General features: G+C 51.2%; 22 protein-coding genes. 19 read left to right on the plus strand and 3 right to left on the minus strand.

What is annotated here, in order from left to right:
* The first annotated feature begins 207 nt into the window (after nucleotides 1–207).
* The 10 genes from WN53_RS12925 (at nucleotide 208) to WN53_RS12970 (ending at nucleotide 9,313) form a co-directional block, all read left to right on the plus strand.
* Entirely contained in the window at nucleotides 208–879 is a 672-nt protein-coding gene (locus WN53_RS12925; RefSeq protein ID WP_024484131.1) for a tyrosine-type DNA invertase, read from the plus strand.
* Nucleotides 880–1,284: 405 nt separating this feature from the next.
* Nucleotides 1,285–1,830: a type 1 fimbrial major subunit FimA gene (fimA, locus tag WN53_RS12930; RefSeq protein WP_024484132.1), complete on the plus strand. Its 546-nt coding sequence runs from the start codon at nucleotides 1,285–1,287 to the stop codon at nucleotides 1,828–1,830.
* A gap of 78 nt (nucleotides 1,831–1,908) precedes the next feature.
* The gene (locus WN53_RS12935) at nucleotides 1,909–2,451 is read left to right on the plus strand and encodes a fimbrial protein (RefSeq protein ID WP_024484133.1); all 543 of its coding nucleotides are present in this window, start codon (nucleotides 1,909–1,911) and stop codon (nucleotides 2,449–2,451) included.
* 125 nt (nucleotides 2,452–2,576) lie between these two features.
* Entirely contained in the window at nucleotides 2,577–3,245 is a 669-nt protein-coding gene (locus tag WN53_RS12940; RefSeq protein ID WP_376778829.1) for a fimbria/pilus periplasmic chaperone, read from the plus strand.
* Between the two features lie 82 nt (nucleotides 3,246–3,327).
* Nucleotides 3,328–5,967 carry a fimbrial biogenesis usher protein gene (locus WN53_RS12945; RefSeq protein WP_024484135.1) on the plus strand — a complete coding sequence of 880 codons (2,640 nt, stop codon included), beginning with the start codon at nucleotides 3,328–3,330 and terminating at the stop codon, nucleotides 5,965–5,967.
* A 22-nt stretch (nucleotides 5,968–5,989) separates the two neighbouring features.
* Nucleotides 5,990–6,517 (plus strand): type 1 fimbrial adaptor subunit FimF, encoded by a 528-nt coding sequence (gene fimF / locus WN53_RS12950; RefSeq protein WP_024484136.1) that lies wholly within the window; start codon nucleotides 5,990–5,992, stop codon nucleotides 6,515–6,517.
* Between the two features lie 15 nt (nucleotides 6,518–6,532).
* Complete coding sequence (gene fimG / locus WN53_RS12955) at nucleotides 6,533–7,039, plus strand: type 1 fimbrial minor subunit FimG (protein WP_037411783.1); 507 nt, start codon at nucleotides 6,533–6,535, stop codon at nucleotides 7,037–7,039.
* A 13-nt stretch (nucleotides 7,040–7,052) separates the two neighbouring features.
* Entirely contained in the window at nucleotides 7,053–7,970 is a 918-nt protein-coding gene (locus tag WN53_RS12960; protein ID WP_024484138.1) for a fimbrial protein, read from the plus strand.
* Nucleotides 7,971–8,036: 66 nt separating this feature from the next.
* Nucleotides 8,037–8,702 carry a response regulator transcription factor gene (locus WN53_RS12965; RefSeq protein WP_024484139.1) on the plus strand — a complete coding sequence of 222 codons (666 nt, stop codon included), beginning with the start codon at nucleotides 8,037–8,039 and terminating at the stop codon, nucleotides 8,700–8,702.
* A complete protein-coding gene (locus tag WN53_RS12970; protein WP_046808072.1) occupies nucleotides 8,699–9,313 on the plus strand; it encodes a helix-turn-helix domain-containing protein in 615 nt (204 codons plus the stop codon). Before WN53_RS12965 ends, WN53_RS12970 begins: the two co-directional genes overlap by 4 nt.
* 111 nt (nucleotides 9,314–9,424) lie before the next feature.
* Here WN53_RS12970 and WN53_RS12975 read toward each other — a convergent pair whose 3' ends face one another.
* The gene (locus WN53_RS12975) at nucleotides 9,425–10,000 is read right to left on the minus strand and encodes a tyrosine-type DNA invertase (RefSeq protein ID WP_046808073.1); all 576 of its coding nucleotides are present in this window, start codon (nucleotides 9,998–10,000) and stop codon (nucleotides 9,425–9,427) included.
* A 429-nt stretch (nucleotides 10,001–10,429) separates the two neighbouring features.
* Between WN53_RS12975 and WN53_RS12980 the strand changes: the two genes are divergently transcribed.
* Nucleotides 10,430–10,681, plus strand: coding sequence for a DinI-like family protein (locus WN53_RS12980; protein WP_024484142.1), 252 nt, complete (start codon nucleotides 10,430–10,432; stop codon nucleotides 10,679–10,681).
* Nucleotides 10,682–11,157: 476 nt separating this feature from the next.
* Nucleotides 11,158–11,547, plus strand: coding sequence for an SHOCT domain-containing protein (locus WN53_RS12985; RefSeq protein WP_024484143.1), 390 nt, complete (start codon nucleotides 11,158–11,160; stop codon nucleotides 11,545–11,547).
* A gap of 148 nt (nucleotides 11,548–11,695) precedes the next feature.
* Here WN53_RS12985 and WN53_RS26855 read toward each other — a convergent pair whose 3' ends face one another.
* Complete coding sequence (locus WN53_RS26855; protein WP_024484144.1) at nucleotides 11,696–12,514, minus strand: winged helix-turn-helix domain-containing protein; 819 nt, start codon at nucleotides 12,512–12,514, stop codon at nucleotides 11,696–11,698.
* Between the two features lie 719 nt (nucleotides 12,515–13,233).
* Here WN53_RS26855 and WN53_RS12995 point away from each other — a divergent pair.
* The 7 genes from WN53_RS12995 (at nucleotide 13,234) to WN53_RS13025 (ending at nucleotide 21,216) form a co-directional block, all read left to right on the plus strand.
* Nucleotides 13,234–13,614, plus strand: a complete 381-nt coding sequence (locus WN53_RS12995; protein ID WP_024484145.1) for a winged helix-turn-helix domain-containing protein — start codon at nucleotides 13,234–13,236, stop codon at nucleotides 13,612–13,614.
* A gap of 118 nt (nucleotides 13,615–13,732) precedes the next feature.
* Nucleotides 13,733–14,278 carry a fimbrial protein gene (locus WN53_RS13000; RefSeq protein ID WP_024484146.1) on the plus strand — a complete coding sequence of 182 codons (546 nt, stop codon included), beginning with the start codon at nucleotides 13,733–13,735 and terminating at the stop codon, nucleotides 14,276–14,278.
* A 52-nt stretch (nucleotides 14,279–14,330) separates the two neighbouring features.
* Nucleotides 14,331–15,035, plus strand: coding sequence for a fimbria/pilus periplasmic chaperone (locus WN53_RS13005; RefSeq protein WP_024484147.1), 705 nt, complete (start codon nucleotides 14,331–14,333; stop codon nucleotides 15,033–15,035).
* A gap of 74 nt (nucleotides 15,036–15,109) precedes the next feature.
* A complete protein-coding gene (locus WN53_RS13010) occupies nucleotides 15,110–17,764 on the plus strand; it encodes a fimbria/pilus outer membrane usher protein (RefSeq protein ID WP_024484148.1) in 2,655 nt (884 codons plus the stop codon).
* A gap of 63 nt (nucleotides 17,765–17,827) precedes the next feature.
* A complete protein-coding gene (locus WN53_RS13015; protein WP_024484149.1) occupies nucleotides 17,828–19,024 on the plus strand; it encodes a fimbrial protein in 1,197 nt (398 codons plus the stop codon).
* A 317-nt stretch (nucleotides 19,025–19,341) separates the two neighbouring features.
* Complete coding sequence (locus tag WN53_RS13020; RefSeq protein WP_037411786.1) at nucleotides 19,342–20,514, plus strand: fimbrial protein; 1,173 nt, start codon at nucleotides 19,342–19,344, stop codon at nucleotides 20,512–20,514.
* Between the two features lie 123 nt (nucleotides 20,515–20,637).
* Nucleotides 20,638–21,216: a helix-turn-helix domain-containing protein gene (locus tag WN53_RS13025; RefSeq protein ID WP_024484151.1), complete on the plus strand. Its 579-nt coding sequence runs from the start codon at nucleotides 20,638–20,640 to the stop codon at nucleotides 21,214–21,216.
* 45 nt (nucleotides 21,217–21,261) lie between these two features.
* On the opposite strand, the gene WN53_RS13030 is transcribed toward WN53_RS13025, so the two are convergent.
* Nucleotides 21,262–22,716 (minus strand): alpha/beta hydrolase, encoded by a 1,455-nt coding sequence (locus tag WN53_RS13030; RefSeq protein ID WP_037411789.1) that lies wholly within the window; start codon nucleotides 22,714–22,716, stop codon nucleotides 21,262–21,264.
* Between the last annotated feature and the right edge of the window lie 16 nt (nucleotides 22,717–22,732).

A 22,732-nucleotide genomic window follows, 5' to 3' on the forward strand; every position in this document is an offset into this window, starting at 1 on the left:
AAATCTTATAGTTGTAGGTTATGTGAAATAAACCTTCAAATTTTTAGGGTCTTGTCGTGTTTTCAGTTTTAGTCGTCTGGTGCTTAATGCTATTTTTTATTTGGTAATCCTTCATCACAATAGGCTATGCTTTAAACAATCTGTCAGCGACAGATTTTATTAATTCTTGAGCGAGTAATATCCAGCATAATTGCAATAGGAGTTTTTGTGGCACAACGTAAATTTCTCACTCTCACCGAAGTTAACAACCTGATGAGTGCTGCCCGGAATAAACAGACCGGGGTACGGGACAGTTGCCTGATCCTGCTTGCCTTCCGCCACGGGTTTCGTATCAGCGAGTTGTTGAACTTGCGTTATCACGACCTGGAAATGATTGAAGGACGGATAAATATACGCCGGCTTAAGAATGGATTCTCTACCGTTCATCCTCTGATGAGTGATGAATGCAAGGCGATTATGGAGTGGAGCCAGGTCAGGGCGCAGTGGAAGCCTGCCGTGGATCCAGAGATTGTTTTTATCTCTCAGCGTGGTACCCAGCTATCGCGCGGTCAGGCCTGGCGCATTATCCGTCAGGCTGGAGAATTGGCGGGCACCGCTACCCATACGCATCCCCATATGCTGCGCCATGCCTGCGGCTATGAATTGGCGGAAAGGGGCACTGATACCCGCTTGATTCAGGATTATCTGGGGCATCGTAACATCAGGCATACCGTCCGCTATACCGCAAGCAACGCGGCGCGCTTTGTCGGGATGTGGGATCGTAACGGATTGGTTATAAAGGATTTATTGGTAAATAATCAGGCGCAAGATGGAACAATTGGGGCTAAACTGTTCCTAATTCTTAAACGAAAGACAAGAATTTGCAATGCCCTGTATTAGAATATTCCTTGATCGAGATCTATCTAACTGAAAAATAGAGTTATATTTTTACCTCTGCAAATCGCTCTCTCCACCCTCTAAATTTTGGCCATTGCGCCAGCCCGCTGTTGCAAAAATCAAAAACACCTTAAAACACACTCCCCTGGTAATGGCAAAGCATTTAATTTCTTATTTTAAAGTTAAAATAAGAAAAAACAGTCAATTGATTCGATATTGATGTATTTACCGTTTTTTTATAGGGTGCGACAAAATAGCCCCAAATGTCTCATGTTGCTGGCGAAAACTGAACGGAATAGGGAGGTCCGGCCGTGAGTAGAAATGAAGTCTGTGCGGTTGCCCGCCAGGGGAATCGACCTCCACACTTTTTCATGGTTATGAAACATTATGTGTTCAAAGGAAAATAGTATGAAAATCAAATCACTGGTTGCTGGTATTGCCGCAGTTCTTTCTCTGGCTGGCGTTGCTAATGCGGCTACAACTACCGTCAACGGTGGCCCTATTCATTTTAAAGGGGAAGTTGTTAATGCGGCTTGTGCCGTGGATGCCGGTTCTATTGGCCAGACTGTGCAATTAGGGCAGGTTAAAACGACTTCACTGGCTGCCGCTGGTGATGTCAGCTCCACTATCGGGTTCAACATCCAACTGAATGATTGTGATTCAACCGTTGCTACCCAGGCAGCTGTTGCTTTCACCGGCACAGCGGTTAACGCTACCTATCCTACCGCGCTGGCCCTGCAAGGTTCTGCGGCGGGTAACGCAACCAACGTCGGCGTTCAGATCCTTGATCGCACCGGTACTGCGTTAGCGGTTGATGGCGCTACCTTCAGTGCGGCTACTACGCTCTCTGATGGCACCGTTACTGTTCCATTCCAGGCTCGTTATATCGCTACCGGCGTAGCCACTGCCGGTATTGCCAACGCTGATGCGACCTTCAAGGTGCAGTATCAGTAAGCTGAATTAGCTTATCAGGGATGATGATTACAGGCCAGGGAGGCCTGATTTTCAGCTACCGGAGGCAAGGAGCGTGCGATGTGGAGAATGGGAGCGGGACTCCTGCTAACCCTGCTGTTGGCGGGGAAGGTTGTTGCTGACGATCGTTGGGAGGAACAACCTCTCGGTGGCCTGATGCGCTTTCAGGGTGAAGTGATCGCTGAAACCTGTTCGGTGGAAGCCGGAGATCGCAACTTGACGGTATCGATGGGGAATATCACCACCGATCGGTTTCGTATGCCTGGCGATGAGGCCGATCCAGTCCCCTTTGATTTACATCTGCAGAACTGCACTACCGCGGTCAGCCGTAACGTGGGAGTGATGTTCCATGGCATGGCAGACAGCAATAATCCGCAGGTGCTTTCTGTTGGTGACGGGCCAGGTGTCGCCTCTGGCGTAGCCGTGGCGCTGTTTGACGACAGAGGCCGATTTATTCCACTCAATACCGCGCCGCGGTACTGGGTACCGTTGCAAGAGGGGCCGGTGATCCTGCATTTCGTAGCGAAATACCGCGCCACCGGACAGCCGGTGAACAATGGTTTGGCTAATGCTCAGGCCTGGTTCGCACTGACTTATCAGTAGGCCTTGGCCGCAAGATGAATAGTAATAGCGCTGTGAATGCTTGGCCCTTGGCCACGCAGTGTTATGGAAGTCAGATCCTGATGGACGAGGTAAATGTGAGAACAATTTCTATGGTTGGAAAGGTGATGTCCGCGCTGCTGCTGTTGGCGGCGGGGCATGTGGGTATGGCAAACGCCGGAGTCGGCCTGGGCGCGACCCGGGTGATCTATCCTGCCGATCAGAAGCAGGTGACTTTGGGAGTCAGCAATAACGATGAGAAAAGCACCTATCTGATCCAATCTTGGGTAGAAAACGCCGATGGCCAAAAAGATGGCCGGTTGATTATTACGCCACCGTTATATTTGATGCAGGGAAAAAAAGAGAACACGCTGCGCATTATTGATGCGACGAATCAAAGCTTGCCGAAGGATCGGGAGAGCCTGTTCTGGGTTAACGTCAAAGCGATCCCCTCACTGGACAAATCACGCCAGGATGAGAACACCCTGCAATTGGCTATTACCAGCCGTATCAAACTGTTTTATCGCCCCAATGGGCTGAGTATTGCGCCAGACAAGGCTCCGGAGCAACTGCGCTTTAAACGTAGCGGCAAAGAGTTGACGATCGTCAATCCTACCCCCTATTTCATCACGCTGAGCGAGTTGAACGCCGGCACGCGGCAGTTGGCAAACACTATGGTGTCGCCTATGGGATCGACCAATGTGGCGCTCCCCGCCGATGCAGGCAGCACGATTTCCTATCGGACGATCAACGATTACGGTGCCCAAACGCCGGTATTCAAGGGTGTGATGCAGTAAGGCCTGGAGCCGCCACCCACTTCATCAAGCTATAACCAGATAAATCAGGCAGCCGGGCGACCTGTATCGAACCGGAGGGATCATGCTATACCTGAAAAACGGCACGGAAAGTCGCAGAGTGATAAACGATAACCACCAGGGTGCCCTCATCTTAAAGCTGACTTTAACGCCTTTGGCCGTGATGCTGTGGGCGCTATGTGGCGATGCATCGGCTCGAGCGGAAAATTACTTCAACCCTCGTTTTCTGGCCGACGATCCGGCGAAGGTAGCCGATCTGTCTGGGTTCGAAAAGGGACTTGAGGCGCCTCCGGGTATCTACCGTGTCGACATTTATATGAATGACGGTTTTATGTCGACCCGGGATGTCTCTTTCCGGGCCGATACCGATAACAAGGCCTTGGTGCCTTGCCTGACTCGCAGCCAACTGGCCACCATGGGGGTCAATACCCAGGCGGTCCCGGGAATGGCCATCTTGGCATCGGAAGCCTGCGTACCATTAACCTCGCTGATCAAGGAAGCCTCCACTGATTTTGACGTCGGGCGGCAGCGCCTGTCTATCAGTGTTCCCCAGGCTTACATGGGCAACTCTGCCCGTGGTTATATCCCGCCTGACCAGTGGCAAAACGGCATCACTGCCGGGCTGCTCAATTACAGCTTCACCGGCAGTAATGTCCGTAACAGCCAGTCGAGCAACAGCAATTACGCCTTCCTTAACTTACAAAGCGGCGTGAATCTGGGAGCCTGGCGACTGCGGGATAATACGACCTGGAGCTATACCAGCGGCGGCGGATCGAGCTCTAATCAAAACCGCTGGCAGCACGTCAATACCTATTTGCAGCGGGACATTGCGCTGCTGCGCAGTCGCCTGACGTTGGGTGACGGCTATACCTCAGGGGACGTTTTTGATGGCGTAAACTTCCGCGGCGTACAGGTGGCGACGGATGACAATATGTTGCCAGACAGCCAGCGGGGGTATGCTCCCGTGATCCGCGGAATTGCCCGCGGCACCGCCAGGGTCACGGTCAAGCAGAATGGGTTCGAGGTGTACCAAACCACGGTGCCGCCAGGCCCATTTACCATCGACGATCTGTCTGGATCTGGCAGTGGCGGTGATTTACAAGTCAGCATTCAGGAAGCCGACGGCACGGCCCAGGTCTTTACCGTGCCCTATACGTCGGTTCCAGGGCTGCTGCGCCAAGGGCAGGTGAGATATACGGTGATGGTGGGGCAGTATCGCAGCGGCAACGATCAGCAAGAAAAACCTACCTTTGGCCAAGGCACCCTGATGTGGGGGCTGGCCGACGGCTGGACGCTGTCTGGTGGCACCCAGCTTGCCGATCGCTATCGTGCGTTCAACCTTGGAGTGGCTAAAAACCTGGGCATTTTCGGCGCCGTGTCGTTGGACATCACTCAGGCTAGCGCCACCTTGCCGGATGACAGCACCCATCAGGGGCAGTCGCTGCGCTTCCTTTATAACAAAGCATTAAACGAGTGGGGCACCAACCTGCAACTGCTCGGCTACCGCTATTCCACCAGCGGCTATTACGCGCTGGGTGACACGACCTGGCGCCAGATGAGCGGCTACAAGGCGTCAACCGATGAAGGTATCGTCGAGCTCATTCCGAAACTCACCGATTACTACAATCTGGCCTACAACAAACGTGGGCGGTTGCAGATGACGGTGACTCAGCAGGTTGGGGACAATGGCACCTTTTATCTGACCGGTAGCCACCAGACTTATTGGGGGGTCGGTAAGGCGGATGAACAACTGCAGGCTGGTTACAGCGGTACGTTGGAGGATATCACTTATACCCTCAGCTACAGCTTGACCAAGAACGCCTGGCAAGACGGGCGCGACAATATGCTGGCCTTCAACATCAGCATCCCGTTCAGCCATTGGCTGCGTTCCGACAGCCAGTCCGCTTTCAACCGCTCCAGCGTCAGCTACAGCATGTCTGACGATCTGAGCGGCAGGATGACCAATCAGGCTGGGGTGTATGGCACGTTACTGGAGGATAACAACCTGAGTTACAACGTGCAGGCCGGTTACGCCGGAGGCGGAACGGGTACTTCAGGCGGGACGGGTAACACATCGCTGAACTATCGAGGGGCTTCTGGCAACGCCAACGTGGGTTACAGCCGCAGCAGCGGTACCAGCCAACTGTATTACGGGCTGAGCGGCGGCGTGCTGGCACATGAAAATGGCATCACCCTGAGCCAACCGCTGAACGACACCCTGATCCTGGTCAAAGCGCCGGGGGCGGGTAACGTGTCGGTGGAAAACCAGAGCGGGATACGTACCGACTGGCGGGGGTATGCCGTACTGCCGTTTGCCATGGATTACCGGGAAAACCGCGTAGCGCTGAACCCCAATACGCTGGCAAACAACGTCGAGCTGGATGACGCGGTGGTCAGCGTGGTGCCGAATCATGGCGCGGTGGTGCTGGCCGATTTTAAAACCCATATCGGGCTGAAGGTACTGATGACGCTGACCTATAACGGACAACCGTTGCCATTCGGGTCGGTGGTGTCCTTCGATAATGGCCGCTCTGGCAGCATTGTTGCCGACGGTGGGCAAGTGTATCTGACCGGGTTGCCGCCAAGTGGCGAGGTGAAAGCCAAATGGGGCGAGGGTGCGGGCGGGCAGTGCGTAGCGAGTTACCAGCTGCCGCCGGAAAGTCAGCAGCGTGCACTTAGCTATCTAACGGCAGTATGCCGATGACGCCGGGCGGGAGAGGCGAGCAATGAGAATACAACTTTATAGCCTGTGTCTGCTGGCGTTGTTTAGCGCCAGGGTAGCGCAGGCTGCGGACAGCACTATCGCCATTAACGGTTACGTTAAGGACAATGCCTGCTCTATAGCGCCGGGGTCGCAAAGTTTTGTGGTGGATCTGATGAGTAATGCGGCCAAGCAGCTGCATCGGGTAGGGGCGACGACGCCGATGGTGCCGTTCAGCATCGTGCTCGATAAATGCGGCGGTTCAGCCATCGCGGTGAAAACGGGTTTCACCGGCGGGGCAGACAGCGACAACCTGACCTTGCTGAAAATCGACAGTGGGGCCGGTGCGGCAGCCGGCATGGGCATACAGATCCTCGATAACAGCGGCAATGCCATTGCTCTCAATGAGATCTCGAGTGGGTTGAACTGGTCAAACATCACCGCCGGGCAATCCAATACGCTGTATTTCTATGCGCGTCTGATGGCGACTCGTGCCCCGGTGACTGCCGGGCAGGTTAGAGCGACGGCAAACTTCACCCTGGAATTTCAGTAACCGGAGAAAAGGGCTATGAACATGAGCAAGCTGGTTCCGATCGCGGGGTGGTTACTGATGATGGTACTCCCCCTGGCGCATGCGGCAGATGTCAACATCACCATCAATGGCAAGGTGGTGGCAAAACCCTGCACGGTATCCACCGTGTCCACCACGGTAGAACTGGGTGATTTGTATACCTTTAACCTGCTGGCGGCAGGTGCGACTTCGCCATGGCATGCGGTGACGTTGAACCTTACCAACTGCCCGGTTGGGACCTCAAAGGTAACCGCGACCTTTTCCGGCACGGCCGATAGCACCCGGAACTATTACGCCAATCAGGGCGCGGCCCGCAATATTGCGTTGCAACTGGCTGATAGCAACGGGGGGAATCTGCCCAACGGCAGTACCAAAGTCGTGGCGGTGAATGACGCATCGCTGGCGGCCAGCCTGGTTTTGCAGGTGAGGGCCATCACGCCCAGCGGCAATGTGACGCAGGGTTCGATTCAATCCCTGATCAACGTGACTTACACCTATTCCTGATGATGAAGAACATATGAAAGACTTAATCCGCGTATTTCTGAAATATCTCGGTGCAGCTGCGCTCTTGATTGGCTATTCATCCAGTGCCCATGCATTTGCTTGCCGAACGGCGGCCGGGGCGACCATCCCTATCGGCGGCGGCAGCGCCAACGTGTTTGTTGATTTGACTCCGCAGATCGGGGTGGGCCAAAACCTGATCGTTGATTTGTCACGTCAGATCTCCTGCCGTAATGACTTTCCAGAGAACAGAATAGACTACGTTTCTCTGCAGAGAGGCTCGGCCTATGGTGGCGTATTGGCAAGTTTCACCGGTAGCTTTGTGTATGACGGTACTTCTTACCCATTCCCGACAACCTCTGAAACCAAGTCCGTGGTCTATAGAACCACCACTATGACGCCATGGCCCGCCGTGCTTTATCTCACGCCTATCAGCACTGCAGGTGGCGTGGCGATAACCAGTGGTTCTTTGATTGCGGTGTTAAATATGCACCAAACCAATAACGTAGGGGAATCGCATTCCTATATTTGGAATATCTATGCCAGCAATAGCGTGGTGATCCCTACCGGTGGCTGTGATGTCTCTTCCCGCGACGTTACCGTGAATCTGCCAGAATATCCGGGAACGGTGTCGATACCGTTGACGGTGCGTTGCGCCAAGAATCAAAACCTGGCCTATTACCTGACCGGGCCAACCACGGATGCCGCATCCACGATTTTTGCCAACACTGCCTCTGCACCGGTAGCTCAGGGAATTGGTATTCAGGTTGCTAACCGCAATGGCGCTATTCCGACCAACAGGAACGTCGCGCTGGGGACCGTCGGTAGTTCTGCAGTCAGTTTAGGTTTGACCGCCAACTATGCACGCACTACCGGTCAGGTAGTGGCGGGTAATGTCAAGGCCGTGGTGGGTGTGACCTTTTTGTATCCTTGAATGTGCGTTTGAACGAGGTCTCAAGCCTGGGGGAACGGCACTAAACACGGTTATTTAGGAGGAAAAATGCAGCAGGCAAATCATCAGCAAGCTGAGCATGCGACAGCGGAAAGCCGTAAAAGAATTCTGGTTGTCGAGCCATCCAGGATCAATTGGATCGGGCTGCAACGGTTACTGGGTGACGTGGGCAGCACGGAGTTAAGTTTTTGCCGGGTCAGTAAATTGACCGATGCCAAAAAGAAAGTTTATGAATTTAAACCTGATGTGATCTTGTTTAGCTCATTATCTCGTGGCACTGACTATCTGTCGTTATTATCCTTTTTGTCAGATATTGCCAGTTATCATCATAAAACCAACTCAGTGATCTGGTTGCAGCATGATATGGCCTGGATGGTGCAACTTTTCCACGCTTTCGGCGTAGATACGGTATTGATCGATCCGGTTAACCTTTATCAAATCACCCAATGTCTAGGCAGCGATCAGACTGACAAAGCACCCAAGAATGCGGCTTTATTAGGTAAGCAGGAAAGATTGATTGCGCTGGCCTTACTGCGCGGGCGTAGTGCCACGGCTATCGCCAATGTGACCGGCAAAGATGTACGAACCATCAGCACGCAGAAGAAATCGATCATTAGAAAGTTACAGATGACAACCAATGAGGAGCTCTACCTGCTGGCGGGTAAGCTGGTTTATTTAACCAAGATAAACGGACTGAGTGGTGAGACTCGATGAAAAAAATAATGATTATGCATCCCTGCATTGTTACCTGGCATGGTTTGCATCAGTTATTCAGGCGCAAACTGCCCGACGCTGAGATCGTACCGGCACACTCCATCTATGATTTGGTATTTAATGATGATTTATCTGATGCCGATCTGATCGTCAGTGAGCTCTATGGCCTGAATGAAAATATCACTATGGGGGCGAAGCTGTTGTCATTTGTTCAATCGGTCAGGCAGGATAAACCGCTACTGATTATGACTGATGTGCCAGGAAAACAGGTGCTGGGTTGCCCGGGTTACCTGCCTGGGGCATCCTATATTGCTTTATCAGAAGATATTCGTCAGCTAGTTAATCAGGTTGATCAGGTTCTGGCTGGCAAGATTGTTATCAGTCCGTCTCTGCGTAGTGAACAAGGGGCTAGTCTGTCTAATGCCGATGCCAGACCTTTTTCCCGCTCGGAAATAAAGGTTTATAGCTTATTGCAAGAGGGCTTCAGTATTTCGCAGATAGCGAAGAAGATTTCCCGCAGCGTCAAGACCGTGAGTGCACATAAACGCAACATGATGGGCAAGCTTGGCATTGAGAGTGAAGTCGAGCTCTATGCCTGTTTTAATCAATAGCCCTATATCGGCTATTACTACCGCCGGAGTTCGCTGATGACAGCGATCTCCGGCGGTGGTAAAGCAGGGTTTGCTGAATGGTATACTAATAGTAAGGTTATTTCGGCGGGTTCAGCCGTTTTTTCGTTTACCCGCTTCCCATATGCCTGCGAATCGAGCCGCATTACTGGCGGTATAGCGGACGGTATGGCGGATATTTCGGTGCCCCAGATAATCCTGGATCAAGCGGGTATCGGCGCCCCTTTCCGCCAGTTCATAACCGCAGGCGTGGCGTAGCATATGGGGATGCGTGTTGATGACCGTGCCTGCCAGTTCGCCAGCCTGGCGGATAATGCGCCAGGCTTGACCCCGTGATAGCTGGGTTCCTCGCTGAGAAATAAAGATAATGTCCGGGTCTGCACCGGGTTTCCATTGGGCCCTGAGCTGCTTCCATTCCATAATTGCCTCGCATTCGTCATTCATCAGAGGATGAACGGTAGAGAATCCATTTTTAAGCCGGCGTATATTTATCCGTCCTTCAGCCATTTCAAGATCGCGAAAGCGCAGCCGCAGCAGTTCGCTGATACGTAATCCATGGCGGAAAGCCAGTAAGATCAGGCAGCTATCTCGTACTCCAGTCTGTGTATTTCTGGCAGCACTCATCAGGTTGCGGACTTCTGTTAGAGTGAGAAATTTACGCTGTACCAAAGAAAACTCCTATTTTTTCGCTTAAAAAACGCCAGAGTTAGGATTAAATAGAATAAAATTTTTACCTACCGTTTTTAAATCTAAAGAGTGCAATAAAAGTTTGCTAAAAATTCAGCTAAAGGTAATTTCATAGGATAATTCCTATTTGCTGTTTATTGTGATGTTACAGGTGACTACCGACAATATCCAGCATTTACGGGGGAGGGGAACGGCACTGTTTAAATAGCATTGATAATACAGTCTATAATTTGACTGTTTCCCGCAAATATAATGAATATTGGGTTTCTTAATAGAGTAATGTGTAATAAATTTCACATTTGTTAGAATAAAAAGTTGATGTTAGGCGTGGTGAACCGGTACTAGCCAAAAATTGTACATTGAGCCTATCATGATAAGGATAACCCCAAGCCCATTGCTAGAGACTGCCAAATGAATATTCAAATAAAAGTTGATAACAATCTGTTCGACAACCTGTCTGAGAAGGCCCGTGAGGCGTTGCTGGACGAACTGCAAACTCGCGTCCATGAGGTCTACCCGGCTAGTCACCTCACGGTGATTGCAGGGCTGAATGATAAGACTGAGATCGCGACCAGTGATTTTTTTAACGACGTTGAGGCAAAATTGACCGTGCAGGAAATTGTCGACGATGTCATCCTGCATGGCCATTGGCGTAACGCATAGCCCTCACCCCAACCCTCTCCCACAGGGAGAGGGAGCTGTAAGCCCCTGCTCGTTTGGTCGTAAAGCGATAAACTCAGAACACTCGATCGGCCCCTTCCACAGGGAGAAGGAGCTGCCAGCCCATGCTCGTTTGTAAGAAAATCGATAATCTCAGCAAACTCGATCGGTCTCCTTTGACAGGGAGAGGAGGCTGTCAGTCCCTGCTCTTTGGAAGTAAAGAAGTCATCTCAGTAAACTTGAACGTCCCCATTCAAGGTATATCACCGCATTTTCAGCCCACTCGATCGGTCCCCTCTCCCTGTGGGAGAGGGTTAGGGTGAGGGGCCCGTGCTTTACCCATCCAGATACCCTCCCTTCCCGTATTTCTCCCGCCCAACATGGAAAAAATGAAAGTCCGACATATACTTATGGTGCCAAAGCTGAATCTCTGAGTGAAGGCCGTTTTATTCTGGTTTGCTAGACCATAAGGAGCGCTAATGACCTATCATCTACTTACCCTGTGGGATATCCTGGTTACCACGTTTTCATTTTTCTTTTTCATCGCCTACCTGTTTATCCTGTTCCAGGTCGTCTCCGACCTGTTCCGCGATCACCAACTGAGCGGCTTTTATAAGGCAGTATGGATTGTGTTCCTGCTGTTCATCCCGCTGTTAACGTCCCTGGTCTATCTGATTGCCCGTGGTAAAGGCATGGCCGAGCGGCATCGTGCGCAGGTGCAGAAATCCGTGTCTGCCACCAACGAGTATATCCGTGAGGTTGCAGGCAAATCGCCAGCCGAACAAATTTCGGACGCCAAAAAGTTGTTGGATGACGGCGTGATCACCGAAAGTGAATACCAGCAGCTTAAGGCTAAAGCACTGGCCTGAGGTTGAGGTTGGCAGGAGAGAGGAGGGGGGCCGCAAGCCCCCCTAATAACCATTATTCGGCAGGGAACCCACTTGCAGATCTCTTGCAATCTGCCGGTCAACCACGCCGCCGCCGTTCGTTGTTTCTTCACCTTATATAGCTAAACCGCTATTGGCTCCCCGCGGGTCGCAGGCCGGCAAGAGGGTCGTGTTGATTATCGATTTGAAATCGTGAGGAACATCTCAGGTCGCCTTGTGCAGTGGTATCGCAAAATAATACCAGCGTGCTGTGGTTTGCCGGGGTTCGGGTAATGTAGACAAACTCATCCGGATTACAAACCACATTGTTAACGGTTAAATACTCCTTGTAGCCGGCCACATTGGTTTCCAGATCGTCTCTATCTATATAGACAGAACATTGATTGATGGTGGCCGCTTTATTGTGGCTGTCAAAAAAACGCGCGCTTTGCGACTGATTGCTGGCCAGCAGGATCAGCATAGCCAGGATGAACGCCGTAAATAGGCCATAGCGCAATAGCTTAGTCTGGTTTAAAACCGAGCGTTTTGGCGGCAGCGTTTCGGCCTGTGAGATCTCGACCGGGATCGGCTCTGGCTTATTGCTTTGCTGCACAATGACGTTGGCGCTCTCTTCTGGCTGTATTTCAATGGTTCCAGAAAAAACCACCCCAACTTTAGGAACCGTTCGGATGATATTTTTACTCAGCCCGGCTTCCCGCATCCCTTTTCTTACCAACGAGATGTTCTGATAGAGGGTATTGGCGGTGACATATTGGCCGTTTTTTTGCCATACCTCGTTAAAAAAGTCGCTTTGGCTGATCTCCTCACCGGGGCGTTGCAACATTAATTGCAGGCAACGGCTGGCAGGAACGTTTAAAACGGTTTCTTTGCCCCGAGCGCGCAGCGGGCGCAGGCGGTGCTCTTCGGGAAGGTACAGTACGGTGTCGTTAATGATGATATTTTGTTTCATTTCAATATATTAACTTTTTATGGTCTGAGTGCCTAGTTTGTTTGAAGTATAGTTTAAGCATTCCTGATGGTGGGTAAAATAAATAACAATTCTTATTCATTTAAAAAACAATATGTTAATAATAAACCTCAAATGAGAGCTGATATCATTTAAGAGCGATTTAGAATGATCTGTTATGATTTAATATTTTATTTTAACTTATTGATTTTTATGTATTTTTTTGTTGTTTATTAAGATTAAAACTACTTCACTCAGAAAAATCCCATTCATGATCTAGTATTTATCCCATCAGCAAGGGAGAGCGAAGTAAAGCAGCTTCATCTTACTGAGGTAAAGGATAGCTTCACCGGTAGCGGATTTTATATATCGGTGTAACAGATAAATCCTAATCGCGGGTTTGTAGGTAATGGATTGAATGTTAATGAGTAAAATTTAATGGCCAGCTATAAATGTTGTAAGATAAAAATCTTTGACATTTATGACTACTCAAAATAGGTGAAGTAATGAGATATGAAAAACACTAGGATGATTCGCATCAGTTGGCGGTAAGTTCTTAGGAAGTTGAATTGATCAGCATTTATCACTGTTATGAGACTTTTAGAGATGGCAATGTGATCATCTTGGCGCGGTTGCCATAGTGGAAATTGCTTCTATAATGTCTCACTTAAGGGAGGTTTGTTATTTTTGTTATTAAACCAAAATAATAATCCGAGATACATATGGAAAATAGACTTTATGGATTCCTAATTGATGATGACATTCAATTCGATATTGCCAACCGTAGACTCCTTTATTACTCTGATGGAGCTTCGGAGCGCACCCTGTTTTTCAAGGTTATCTCTCTAAACGAGATCCAGACCCGATTACTGATTTATTTGCTGGCGAACAGCCGGGATGCCGTCATCTATAAAAATGACATAATGAGAAACGTTTGGGAGGAGATTAATCTATCTTCATCCAGCCAGCGTTTATGGCATGCAATAAATGAATTACGTAGAAAACTGGCGTCACTTGGACTCCCGGAAGATTTTATAGCGAACGTTCATGGTATTGGCTATTGCGTCGATAACCAGCGAGTCTCTTCGCTATTTATTAAGTAAGTTGTTGTAAGTATAAAGGCTGGAATCATCTAGCTATATCCATACCTATGGGTATCCACCAGGCCATTTTAATGGATGTTAAAATGGTATTCATAATACAAGGTAAGTAGGAATATATATGAAAAAGTTAACTATCGTTGCATCTCTGATCGCTGTTTTCGGTACTGTAGGTATGGCCCAGGCTGCTTCTACCGGCACCATCACTTTTAACGGTGAACTGACTGCAAATACCTGTGACGTCGTGGTCGATGGCCAGGATGCGGACGCGCTCGTAGTTCTGCCAACCGTAAGCACCAGCCAACTGCAAACTGCTACTCGTACAGCAGGTGATACCGGCTTCGTGATGGCCCTGAGCAACTGCGCTGGCACGCTGGAGACTGCTTCTGCCTTCTTCCAGGCCGGTGCTTCTGTTGATGCCGTAACTGGCCGTCTGCTTAACACTACCGGTGGTGCTACCAACGTCAGCCTGCAATTGCTTGACGCTTCAAGCTCGACTCAGGCCGTGATCAAAGCCGGTAGCCAAGAGCAGGTCACCGCGATGTCTTATCAAAGGGTTACCAGTGGTAGCGCTACACTGCCGTACATCGTACGTTACTACGCAGAAGCACCGACCACTGCGGGTACCGTAGTCAGCAACGTTGTTTATTCTATTCAGTACCAGTAATGGACTGTGGGAGGGGTACGCCCCTCCCAATCTGTCAGTGTGTTCGGAGCTTATGATGAAGTTTCTTTCTATTAATGTACTGCAAGTTGGCACTTTTGCCGCCGCAGCCCTGTTCAGCGTCAGTAGCCTGGCCAGCGTAGTGATTAGCGGTACGCGGGTGATTTACCCCTCTGATGCCAAAGAAGTCAGCGTCAAAATCAGTAACGGTGGTCCATCACCGGTGTTGTTGCAAAGCTGGATCGATAACGGTGACGCCAACGCCAAACCTGCTGCTATCAAGGTACCATTTGTCCTGACACCACCGATGAACCGTGTGGAGCCAAGCAAAGGCCAGACGTTACGCATCAGCTACGCCGGTGGTTCGCTGCCGATGGATAAAGAATCGGTGTTCTGGTTGAACGTGCTGGAAGTCCCGGCCAAAGCCCAGGCTAAAGTGGCTGAAAACCGCCTGCAGATGGCTTTCCGCTCGCGCATCAAGCTGTTCTATCGCCCTGCGGGTCTGCAAGGTAACGCCAATGAGGCGGCTAAAGCGCTCACCTGGAACAGCCAGGGTAACCGGGTACAGGCCAGCAACCCAACGCCTTATTATGTCTCACTGGTCAATATATCGGTGAATGGCAAAAAACTTGATCATGCGATGGTAGCCCCCCGTAGCTCTATGACATTGGATTTGGCGGGTAGTGCAGGCAGTAAAGTGACAGGAAGTTTCGTTAATGATTACGGCGCGGTTAATACTTTTGATGCAGTGATAAAGTAACGTCCCGATAAATAAAACACTCTCGCATTAATCTGTTGATCGCTATTCAGGAATCAGTTCTTGAAGGGATATCTATGTCTAAATACTTACAATATGGCCTGCGCAGCCAGTTATCTCCACTGGCCATAGCGATTATATCGACTTTTTTGGTAGCTAACGTTAATGCTGAGGTCGCGGTTTCTGCACCCCAAGATATCGCTAAAAATCTTGAGTTCGATGCCTCCTTTTTGAATGTGGATGATGAGAAGTCGGTTGACCTAAGTCGTTTCGCCAATGGTTCATCTGGGTTGCCAGGGATCTATAAAACGGCTTTATATATTAATAATCAACCGGTCAGCAATACCGATATTGAATTTAAAGCGCGGGCAGATAAAAGCGTTTATCCCTGCCTGACCCGTGAACTGATTAAAAACATTGCGTTTGATTACGCCAAACTGCCAGGGGACTTTTTAACCTCGCTGGACAAAGGGGATGTCTGTTTCGATCTCCAGAGCAAGTTGCCGGAAGCTCAGGTGAATTACGACAGTAATGAGCAACGCCTGGATATTATGGTTCCGCAGGTTTACATGCTCAACACCGCCCGTGGTACCGTGAGCCCAGAGCTGTGGGACAGCGGCGTACCGGCGTTGTTGCTGGGCTATAACGTTAATGGTTACACCAGCGAATCGCACGGCAATACCTTTAATTCGCTGTTTGCCGGCGTGAATGCCGGGCTGAATGTCGGCGCCTGGTATCTACGTCACAACGGGTCTTATACCCGCATAGACAATGGGCCGAACCAGTACAACAACCTCAACACGTATTTGCAGCGCGATATTCCGTTGCTCAAGGCGCGCGTGTTGATGGGCCAATCGAACACCACCGGGCAACTGTTCGATACGCTGCCGTTTACCGGTATTCAACTGGCCAGTGATGAGCGGATGTTGCCGGAGTCCCAACGCGGTTACGCGCCGGATATCCGTGGTATCGCCCGTACCAACGCCCGTGTCACCGTGCGTCAGGGCGGACAGGTTCTGTACGAAACTACGGTGACTCCAGGCGAGTTTCTGATCAACGATCTGTACCCAACCGGCTACGGTGGGGATCTACAGGTCACGGTACGTGAGTCCGACGGTACCGAGCAGACCTTCAGCGTGCCTTATGCCTCGGTGGCCCAACTGCTGCGGCCTGGGTCATCACGTTATTCGATCACCGCGGGTGAAGTACGCAGCGATAATCTGCGTGAGAAACCGGCGCTGTATCAGGGCACCTATCAACTGGGGCTAACTAACGCCATCACTGGCTATGGCGGCCTGCAGGCCAGCCAGGATTACTACGCACTGCAGTTGGGTGCGGCGGTAGGCACGCCGATTGGTGCCTGGGCATTTGATGTTACGCAGGCGCGTACCCATTTGGGCAACCGCACCGATGCCAATGGCCGACATGAGGCGGGTAATAGCCTGAGTGGGCAAAGTTACAGGGTGAGCTACAGCAAGCTGATCAGCGAAACCAACAGCAACCTGTCGCTGGCGGCGTACCGCTTCTCAACCGATGGCTTTATGGACTTTATGACCGCGATGCAGACTCGTGACGCGGTAGCAGAAGGGTTCTCGCCGGAGTCGATCTCGCGAGCCAAAAATCGCCTGACGGTGACCGCGGGACAAGGTCTGCCGGATAACTGGGGCCAGCTGTATATCAGTGGTTCTTTGCAGAACTACTGGAACAAGGACGGCAGCGAGAAGCAGTACCAGATGGGCTACAATAATCGTTATAAGGATCTGTCTTACGGCCTGAGTGTGAACCGCAGTTTCTCCAGCCTGGGGACGGCGCAAACCAACTATTTGTTGAGTTTCAGCCTGCCGCTGGGAAGCAACGACAAGACACATACACCACAGCTCCGCATGGATTTGTCCCATAACAGCAGCGGCCGTTATGGTCAGCAGGCGACAGTATCCGGCAGTGCGGGGGCGGATAACCAGTTCGGCTATGGCGTGACGGCGATGAATGCCAATCAGGGCCAGGGCAGTAGCGGATCGCTGAATGCTAACTATCGCACCCCGGCTACGGCGTTGAGCGGCTCCTACAGTACCGGTAAAGGCTATCAGAGCGCCTCTGCCGGGATGAACGGCACGGTGATTGCCCACTCTGGCGGAGTGACCTTTACACCGTACACGTCGGATACCTTTGCGCTGGTGGAAGCCAAGGGTGCAGAAGGGGCTAAAGTTTCTTCGTATCCCGGCGTGAACATTGATTCACGGGGGTACGCGATAGTGCCTTATCTGAATCCGTACCAGATGAATGAAATCAGTCTCGATCCGAAAGGGACGGCGGCCGGTGTGGAATTGGATAACACCAGCCAGAAAGTCGCACCGTATTCCGGAGCGGTGGTGAAACTGAAATACAACGCCAAGCAGGGCACGCCGATCCTGGTGAATGCCACCTATCAAGGAGAGCCGGTACCGTTCGGCGCCGATATCTTTGATGGCAAGGGCAACAGCGTAGGTTCCGTGGGCCAGGGTGGACAGCTCTATGCGCGTGTGGCGCAAGACAAAGGCCAACTGCGCGTGAAGTGGGGCGAAGGTGGTGAAATGCAGTGCACCGTCAGCTATGTGCTGATGCCTATAGCCAAGGGCCAGACGCAGGAGCAGATACAGCAATTTAACTCTCCTTGCACGGCGGCGGCCTCTTCCAGTTCCCAGAGAGTGAAACTGGCGAACAATGATGCGATATCGGCTGCTAACTCTGGTTAGCAGCCAGGGATGACAACTCTTTTTCTTTCTGGCATGGCCTGCCAGAAAGTGGGTAAAAGACAGATGAAACTATCCATAAATAAAGTGTCGGGTTTGCTCGGTGGTCTGTTGTTAAGCGTTATCAGCTCCAACAGTTGGGCCGTAGCCAATTGTTCGTTTGATGCTGGCGCAACCCAAACGGAAACGGTGCCGTTGAGCCCGCCGGTGATTTCTGCCGGGGCCGATATTCCCGTGGGTACGATACTTTATCAAGGCAGTTGGTTGATGAAAAACACCAAGATGGGGTGCCAATGGGCGCAGGCCGACGTAGGTAAGTCATTTTGGTACAGCAGCTCAACGCTGATTAGCAATGCTCCGCTGCCTCTAAGTGGCTTAATGACTGGCCCGTTTGCGGGGGCCGTCTATCAGACTAATATTCCAGGGATTGGCGTGGTGATTTCACGAACCGCTAGTGGCAATCCGATAATACCAACCAGGCCTGCAGTGACCACCGATGCAGAGAACCCTATCAGGCAGGTTGGCAATGAATTAGGGGGAGCCTTGGATTTTGCCGGTTCAACACGTTATGTCTCGCTCATTAAAACGGGGCCGATCACGCCCGGTAGCTTTACGATGAGTGGTACAAATTTCCCTAGTGTCAAGACAGCGCTCGAACCACCTGTAAATAGCCATCCTGGCTCCGTAGCTGTCACCGGGCTGCCGTTTACTTTTTATAATATCAATTTCCAGGGGACCCTGAGGATTTCGTCACAAACCTGCACGACGCCGGATGTGTCGGTGAAATTGGGTTCTTTCGATATCAGAGAACACTTTACCCGGATTGGTGCGACCACCCCTTGGGTAGACGCCTCCATCAATCTGACTAACTGTCCGACATTTTACGGTTTTTATAATAGTACCAATACCACGAAGCTGATGGATTACAACACGGGACAGGCGACGGTTTCCACTGCGCTGAATAACAGCGTTGGCGTGAGATTGGCCCCGACAACCTCGGTGATCGATGCTGCCAATGGGGTGATGGCTATTGACTCGACGCTATCTGGTTCGGCATCAGGCGTAGGCATCCAGATCGGCTGGGGCGACAGCAGCCAGGCACCGACGCTGTTTAACTTGGCATCAGAACAATCGGTGGCGCTGCCAAAAGACGGTAGCCCAACCATTCGAATTCCACTGGCTGCCCGATATATTCAAACGGCTGCGGCACCGACGCCGGGGAAGGCGGAGGGCAAAGTGGTATTTACCGTTAACTACTATTGAGCAACGACAAAATTGCCTCTCGGATAAATAAAGACGGTTGACCCTATTATAGCGTAGCCACGAATTCCAACTTTATTCTTTCTGTCATTGCCTATATAGATTATGAGACAAAGGATGTTAATCATGCAAAGATCGATAAATAAAGCATCAGATTTGCTGATGGGAATAGTGCTAACAAATTTCCCTACCTCGGCTGTTAACCAGGGTTAGTCGTCCGCTATGACCGTTATTCGGCTGGTAAAGCCAAATAATTTACGTCGTGCAGATCATAATAATTGAGCAAGTGTGGCGCATACGATTGTGCCAGGGGTGAAAGAATGAAGAGAATAATACTGCGTACGGTCGGGTTACTTTTGCTCATGGTAGCCAGCAATGGCGCCTTGGCGGTAGTTGCCTGTTCAGCGATAAGTGGTACCTCCCGTATCGATATCGTTCAACTCACTCCCGCAGCGATTTCAGCAGGGGCAGATATTCCCCTCGGGACGGTAATTTATCAAGGACGTTGGGTCAGTGGTGAAACCGGCATCGCTGTGATGGATTGTACATCAACGGTGGACCCAGCCTCTATCTGGCTCAACGTTGCCTGGAGTGTTGAGCAGGCGCCTATGGCGCTTGCTAGCTGGTCAGGCAGTCCTTTCGGAGGGGCGGTTTATGAGACAGGTATTCCAGGCATAGGCATCGCCATCTCACGTAGTAATGATGGTGATGCGGCCAAGGTTGGCGTACCGAACTATCAGTTTCCCGGCGATGTTCAGTTCCCGATAACTGGAGGGCATTTAAAACCTTATTTGGTGAATAGGATTATCCATGTCTCATTGATTAAAATCGGAGCTATTACTCCAGGAAACCATGTATTAGATTCGTCGAAACTTCCGGTAGCTGGCCTGGCTATTGTTAATCCGCTGAGTCATCCGTCGACAACTGGGTTGCCTATCACGGTTACCCGGGTCCAGTTTCAGGGGCAGTTGACAATATCAGCCCAGACCTGCACCACGCCAGATGTGAATGTCAATCTGGGCAGTTTCGATACGCGGGAATACTTTACTGGCCAGGGGGCAACGACTCCCTGGGTTGATGCTTCAATCACGATGACCAACTGCCCGACCTTCTACGGTTTTTATAATGCAGCCAACAGTCTATTGATGTTCGATTACACTACCGGTGCCGGGCTTGCTACCAACTCAACCAATAACAGCATTGGTGTGCGCTTGACCCCGGCAACCTCGGTGATTGATGCAACTAATGGGATCATGGCTATAGATTCAACGGTATCCGGTGCTGCATCTGGCGTAGGCATCCAGATCGGCTGGGGCGACAGCAGCCAGGCACCGACGCTGTTTAACTTGGCATCAGAAAAATCGGTGGCTCTGCCAAAAGACGGTAGCCCGACAATTCGTATTCCCCTGGCTGCCCGTTATGTTCAAACGGCTGAGAATACTACGCCGGGCAAGGCGAATGGCAAAGTGGTGTTTACCATTAACTACTATTGAGTTACGGCCTGTGGATAGCGTAATTCACGATGATAAAAACGTTCCATTTGCCATCTTTGAGCCTCGGCTTGCTGTGACATTGATGAGATGGAGATTCAATTTGTATACAGGAGCGCCATTAACATGCCTGGAAAAATTAATATAATTACCGACAACTATTATTTTTTTGTCGGGCTCAATGCGTATTTGCATGCCGAGGGTAGAGTGATTAACCTAATGTCACTCAATGAACTGAAAAACACCAGTACCACTGGTTTTGGCAAAGAAGATGTGCTGGTTTTTCATATGTTGAATTCAATCAGTGAGATGTCGTTCTTGATTGCGGTAGCCAAATTTCCTGGCAAAGTGATTTTTTTGCCAAGCGAAATGAAAATTAAATTCAATCTGGATTTTGGGCGGCATATTGCCTTGGCAGAGGATACCGATGAGGACGCGGTGTTTAATGAATTGGTCAAGATCGTGGGTGGGGAGCTTCCTGTTGCAACTTTTCTCCAGGATAGCTTAACCCGCAGAGAGAAGGCCGTACTGCTGTCTATGATCGATGGCATGAATATGCAGGCCATCGGCCACAGTTTACGTATCTCAACCAAAACCGTGTATACCCACCGGCGTAATGCCTTGCAAAAGCTGGGGGTGCGCAACCTGTTTCAGGCGTGCCCAATAAAAAGCAGCGTGCTCAATTCGGCTATTTTTTCCGGTTGAGACCACGGCCAGTACCGATTGGGCACTGGCCGTGGTTAACCTACCTTATTTCGTTGGTGCCGGGCCGATGTTGTCATCGATACGTTTAAGCATGTAAGGGAAGAACGGGTTAGAGGACAGACGCATCAGTGAGTCCAGCCCGACCACCAGCACCGCCCGCTCGCCACGTGCGGCAAAGGTCCCCAGGCTGATGCCGTATTGATTGCGCGGTTCCGGGTAACGCCCGTACAGGGAATCACTCAGCGGGAACGGCAACGCTACGTGCGACAGCGAGAAGATATCCGGCAAGTAGGTGATACCGAGCAGGTCCGTGGTCTCTGCCGTTTGCCCTGCGACGATGGTACGTGCCTCAGTATCCGTGGTTTCTGGCGTCACGTTAGTGACGATGGTGGCCGTATAGTTACGCGGTGCCGGTGGCAACAGACGTGGCAGCGCGGTATAGGATGAGCTTCTGAGTAACGGCCCAAACGCCACCGCCTGGTTTAAATCAAATAACACCACCTCACTGCCGTTGGCTGGCAGGTGGTTATACAGGGCGGTGATCACCGCGCGGGTGCTGACGGTCGAATCCATCACCGATTGGAACGTCAGGATCGGCGGCAATTCGCCCATTTTGCCGTTGCGCGAATCGGCGGCAATCTGCTTTTGCAATGCCTGGGTTAGCTGGAAGGACTGACGTGCCGCATTCACCGGGAACGAATTGTATTTGAATGGGTTAAACTCTGGCACAATCCCCAACCACGCCGCCTTGGCAAACGCCGGGAAGATGGCTGGCCAACCGGCAATACCCGCAAAACGAGCAAAGCTGGTGACGCCGATCATCGGCGAAATCAGCACCACACGCTGGGGTTTCGTCAGCCGGGGGTCATCCAACGCATCTAACGTGTATTTCATCGCCAACGCGCCGCCGTTTGAGAAGCCAACGATGTGCAGCGGTACGTCGTCACCCGCCAGGCGTTTGGCTTCACGGATCGCCAGCCGTGTCGCGGCCATCCAATCCTGCCAATCTACGTCGGTCAGCGCCCCCGGTACGGTGCCGTGCGCCGGTAAACGAATACCAACCGCCACATAGCCATATTCACGGTAATTATCCGCGATATGCCGCAGGCTGTAAGGGGTATCGGTCAAACCATGTAACAGCACCACGGCGCCTTTCGGTTTGCCGTCCGGCATCATGATGTAGGAGCGGTTCCAGTCGGTGGGAAACTTTTCGGGATAGATCGGGCTGTCGACAAAGTAGCGGTTCAACGAGGTCTGCTGGCTGCTGTCCAACTTGTCGGTCACATTCTGGCGGACCTCTTTGAAAATGGCGTCCTCGGCGGTCAGATAATCCGCCCAACTAGCCTTATCGATCTCATCGGCGTGCATTTCATCTGGGACAAAGGTATGCCAAAGCTGTAGCGATGGCCCACGCTGGGTGTCATAAATCCTCGCCCCCAGCGCACCGATAATTAACACCACCAGCAGCAGGGCAATGCGTTTAATCCATTTGATAAACATCAGGTTTAACTCCGTT

The sequence above is a fragment of the Serratia fonticola genome (genome assembly GCF_001006005.1).
In the GTDB taxonomy this organism is placed as follows: Bacteria; Pseudomonadota; Gammaproteobacteria; order Enterobacterales; family Enterobacteriaceae; genus Chania; species Chania fonticola.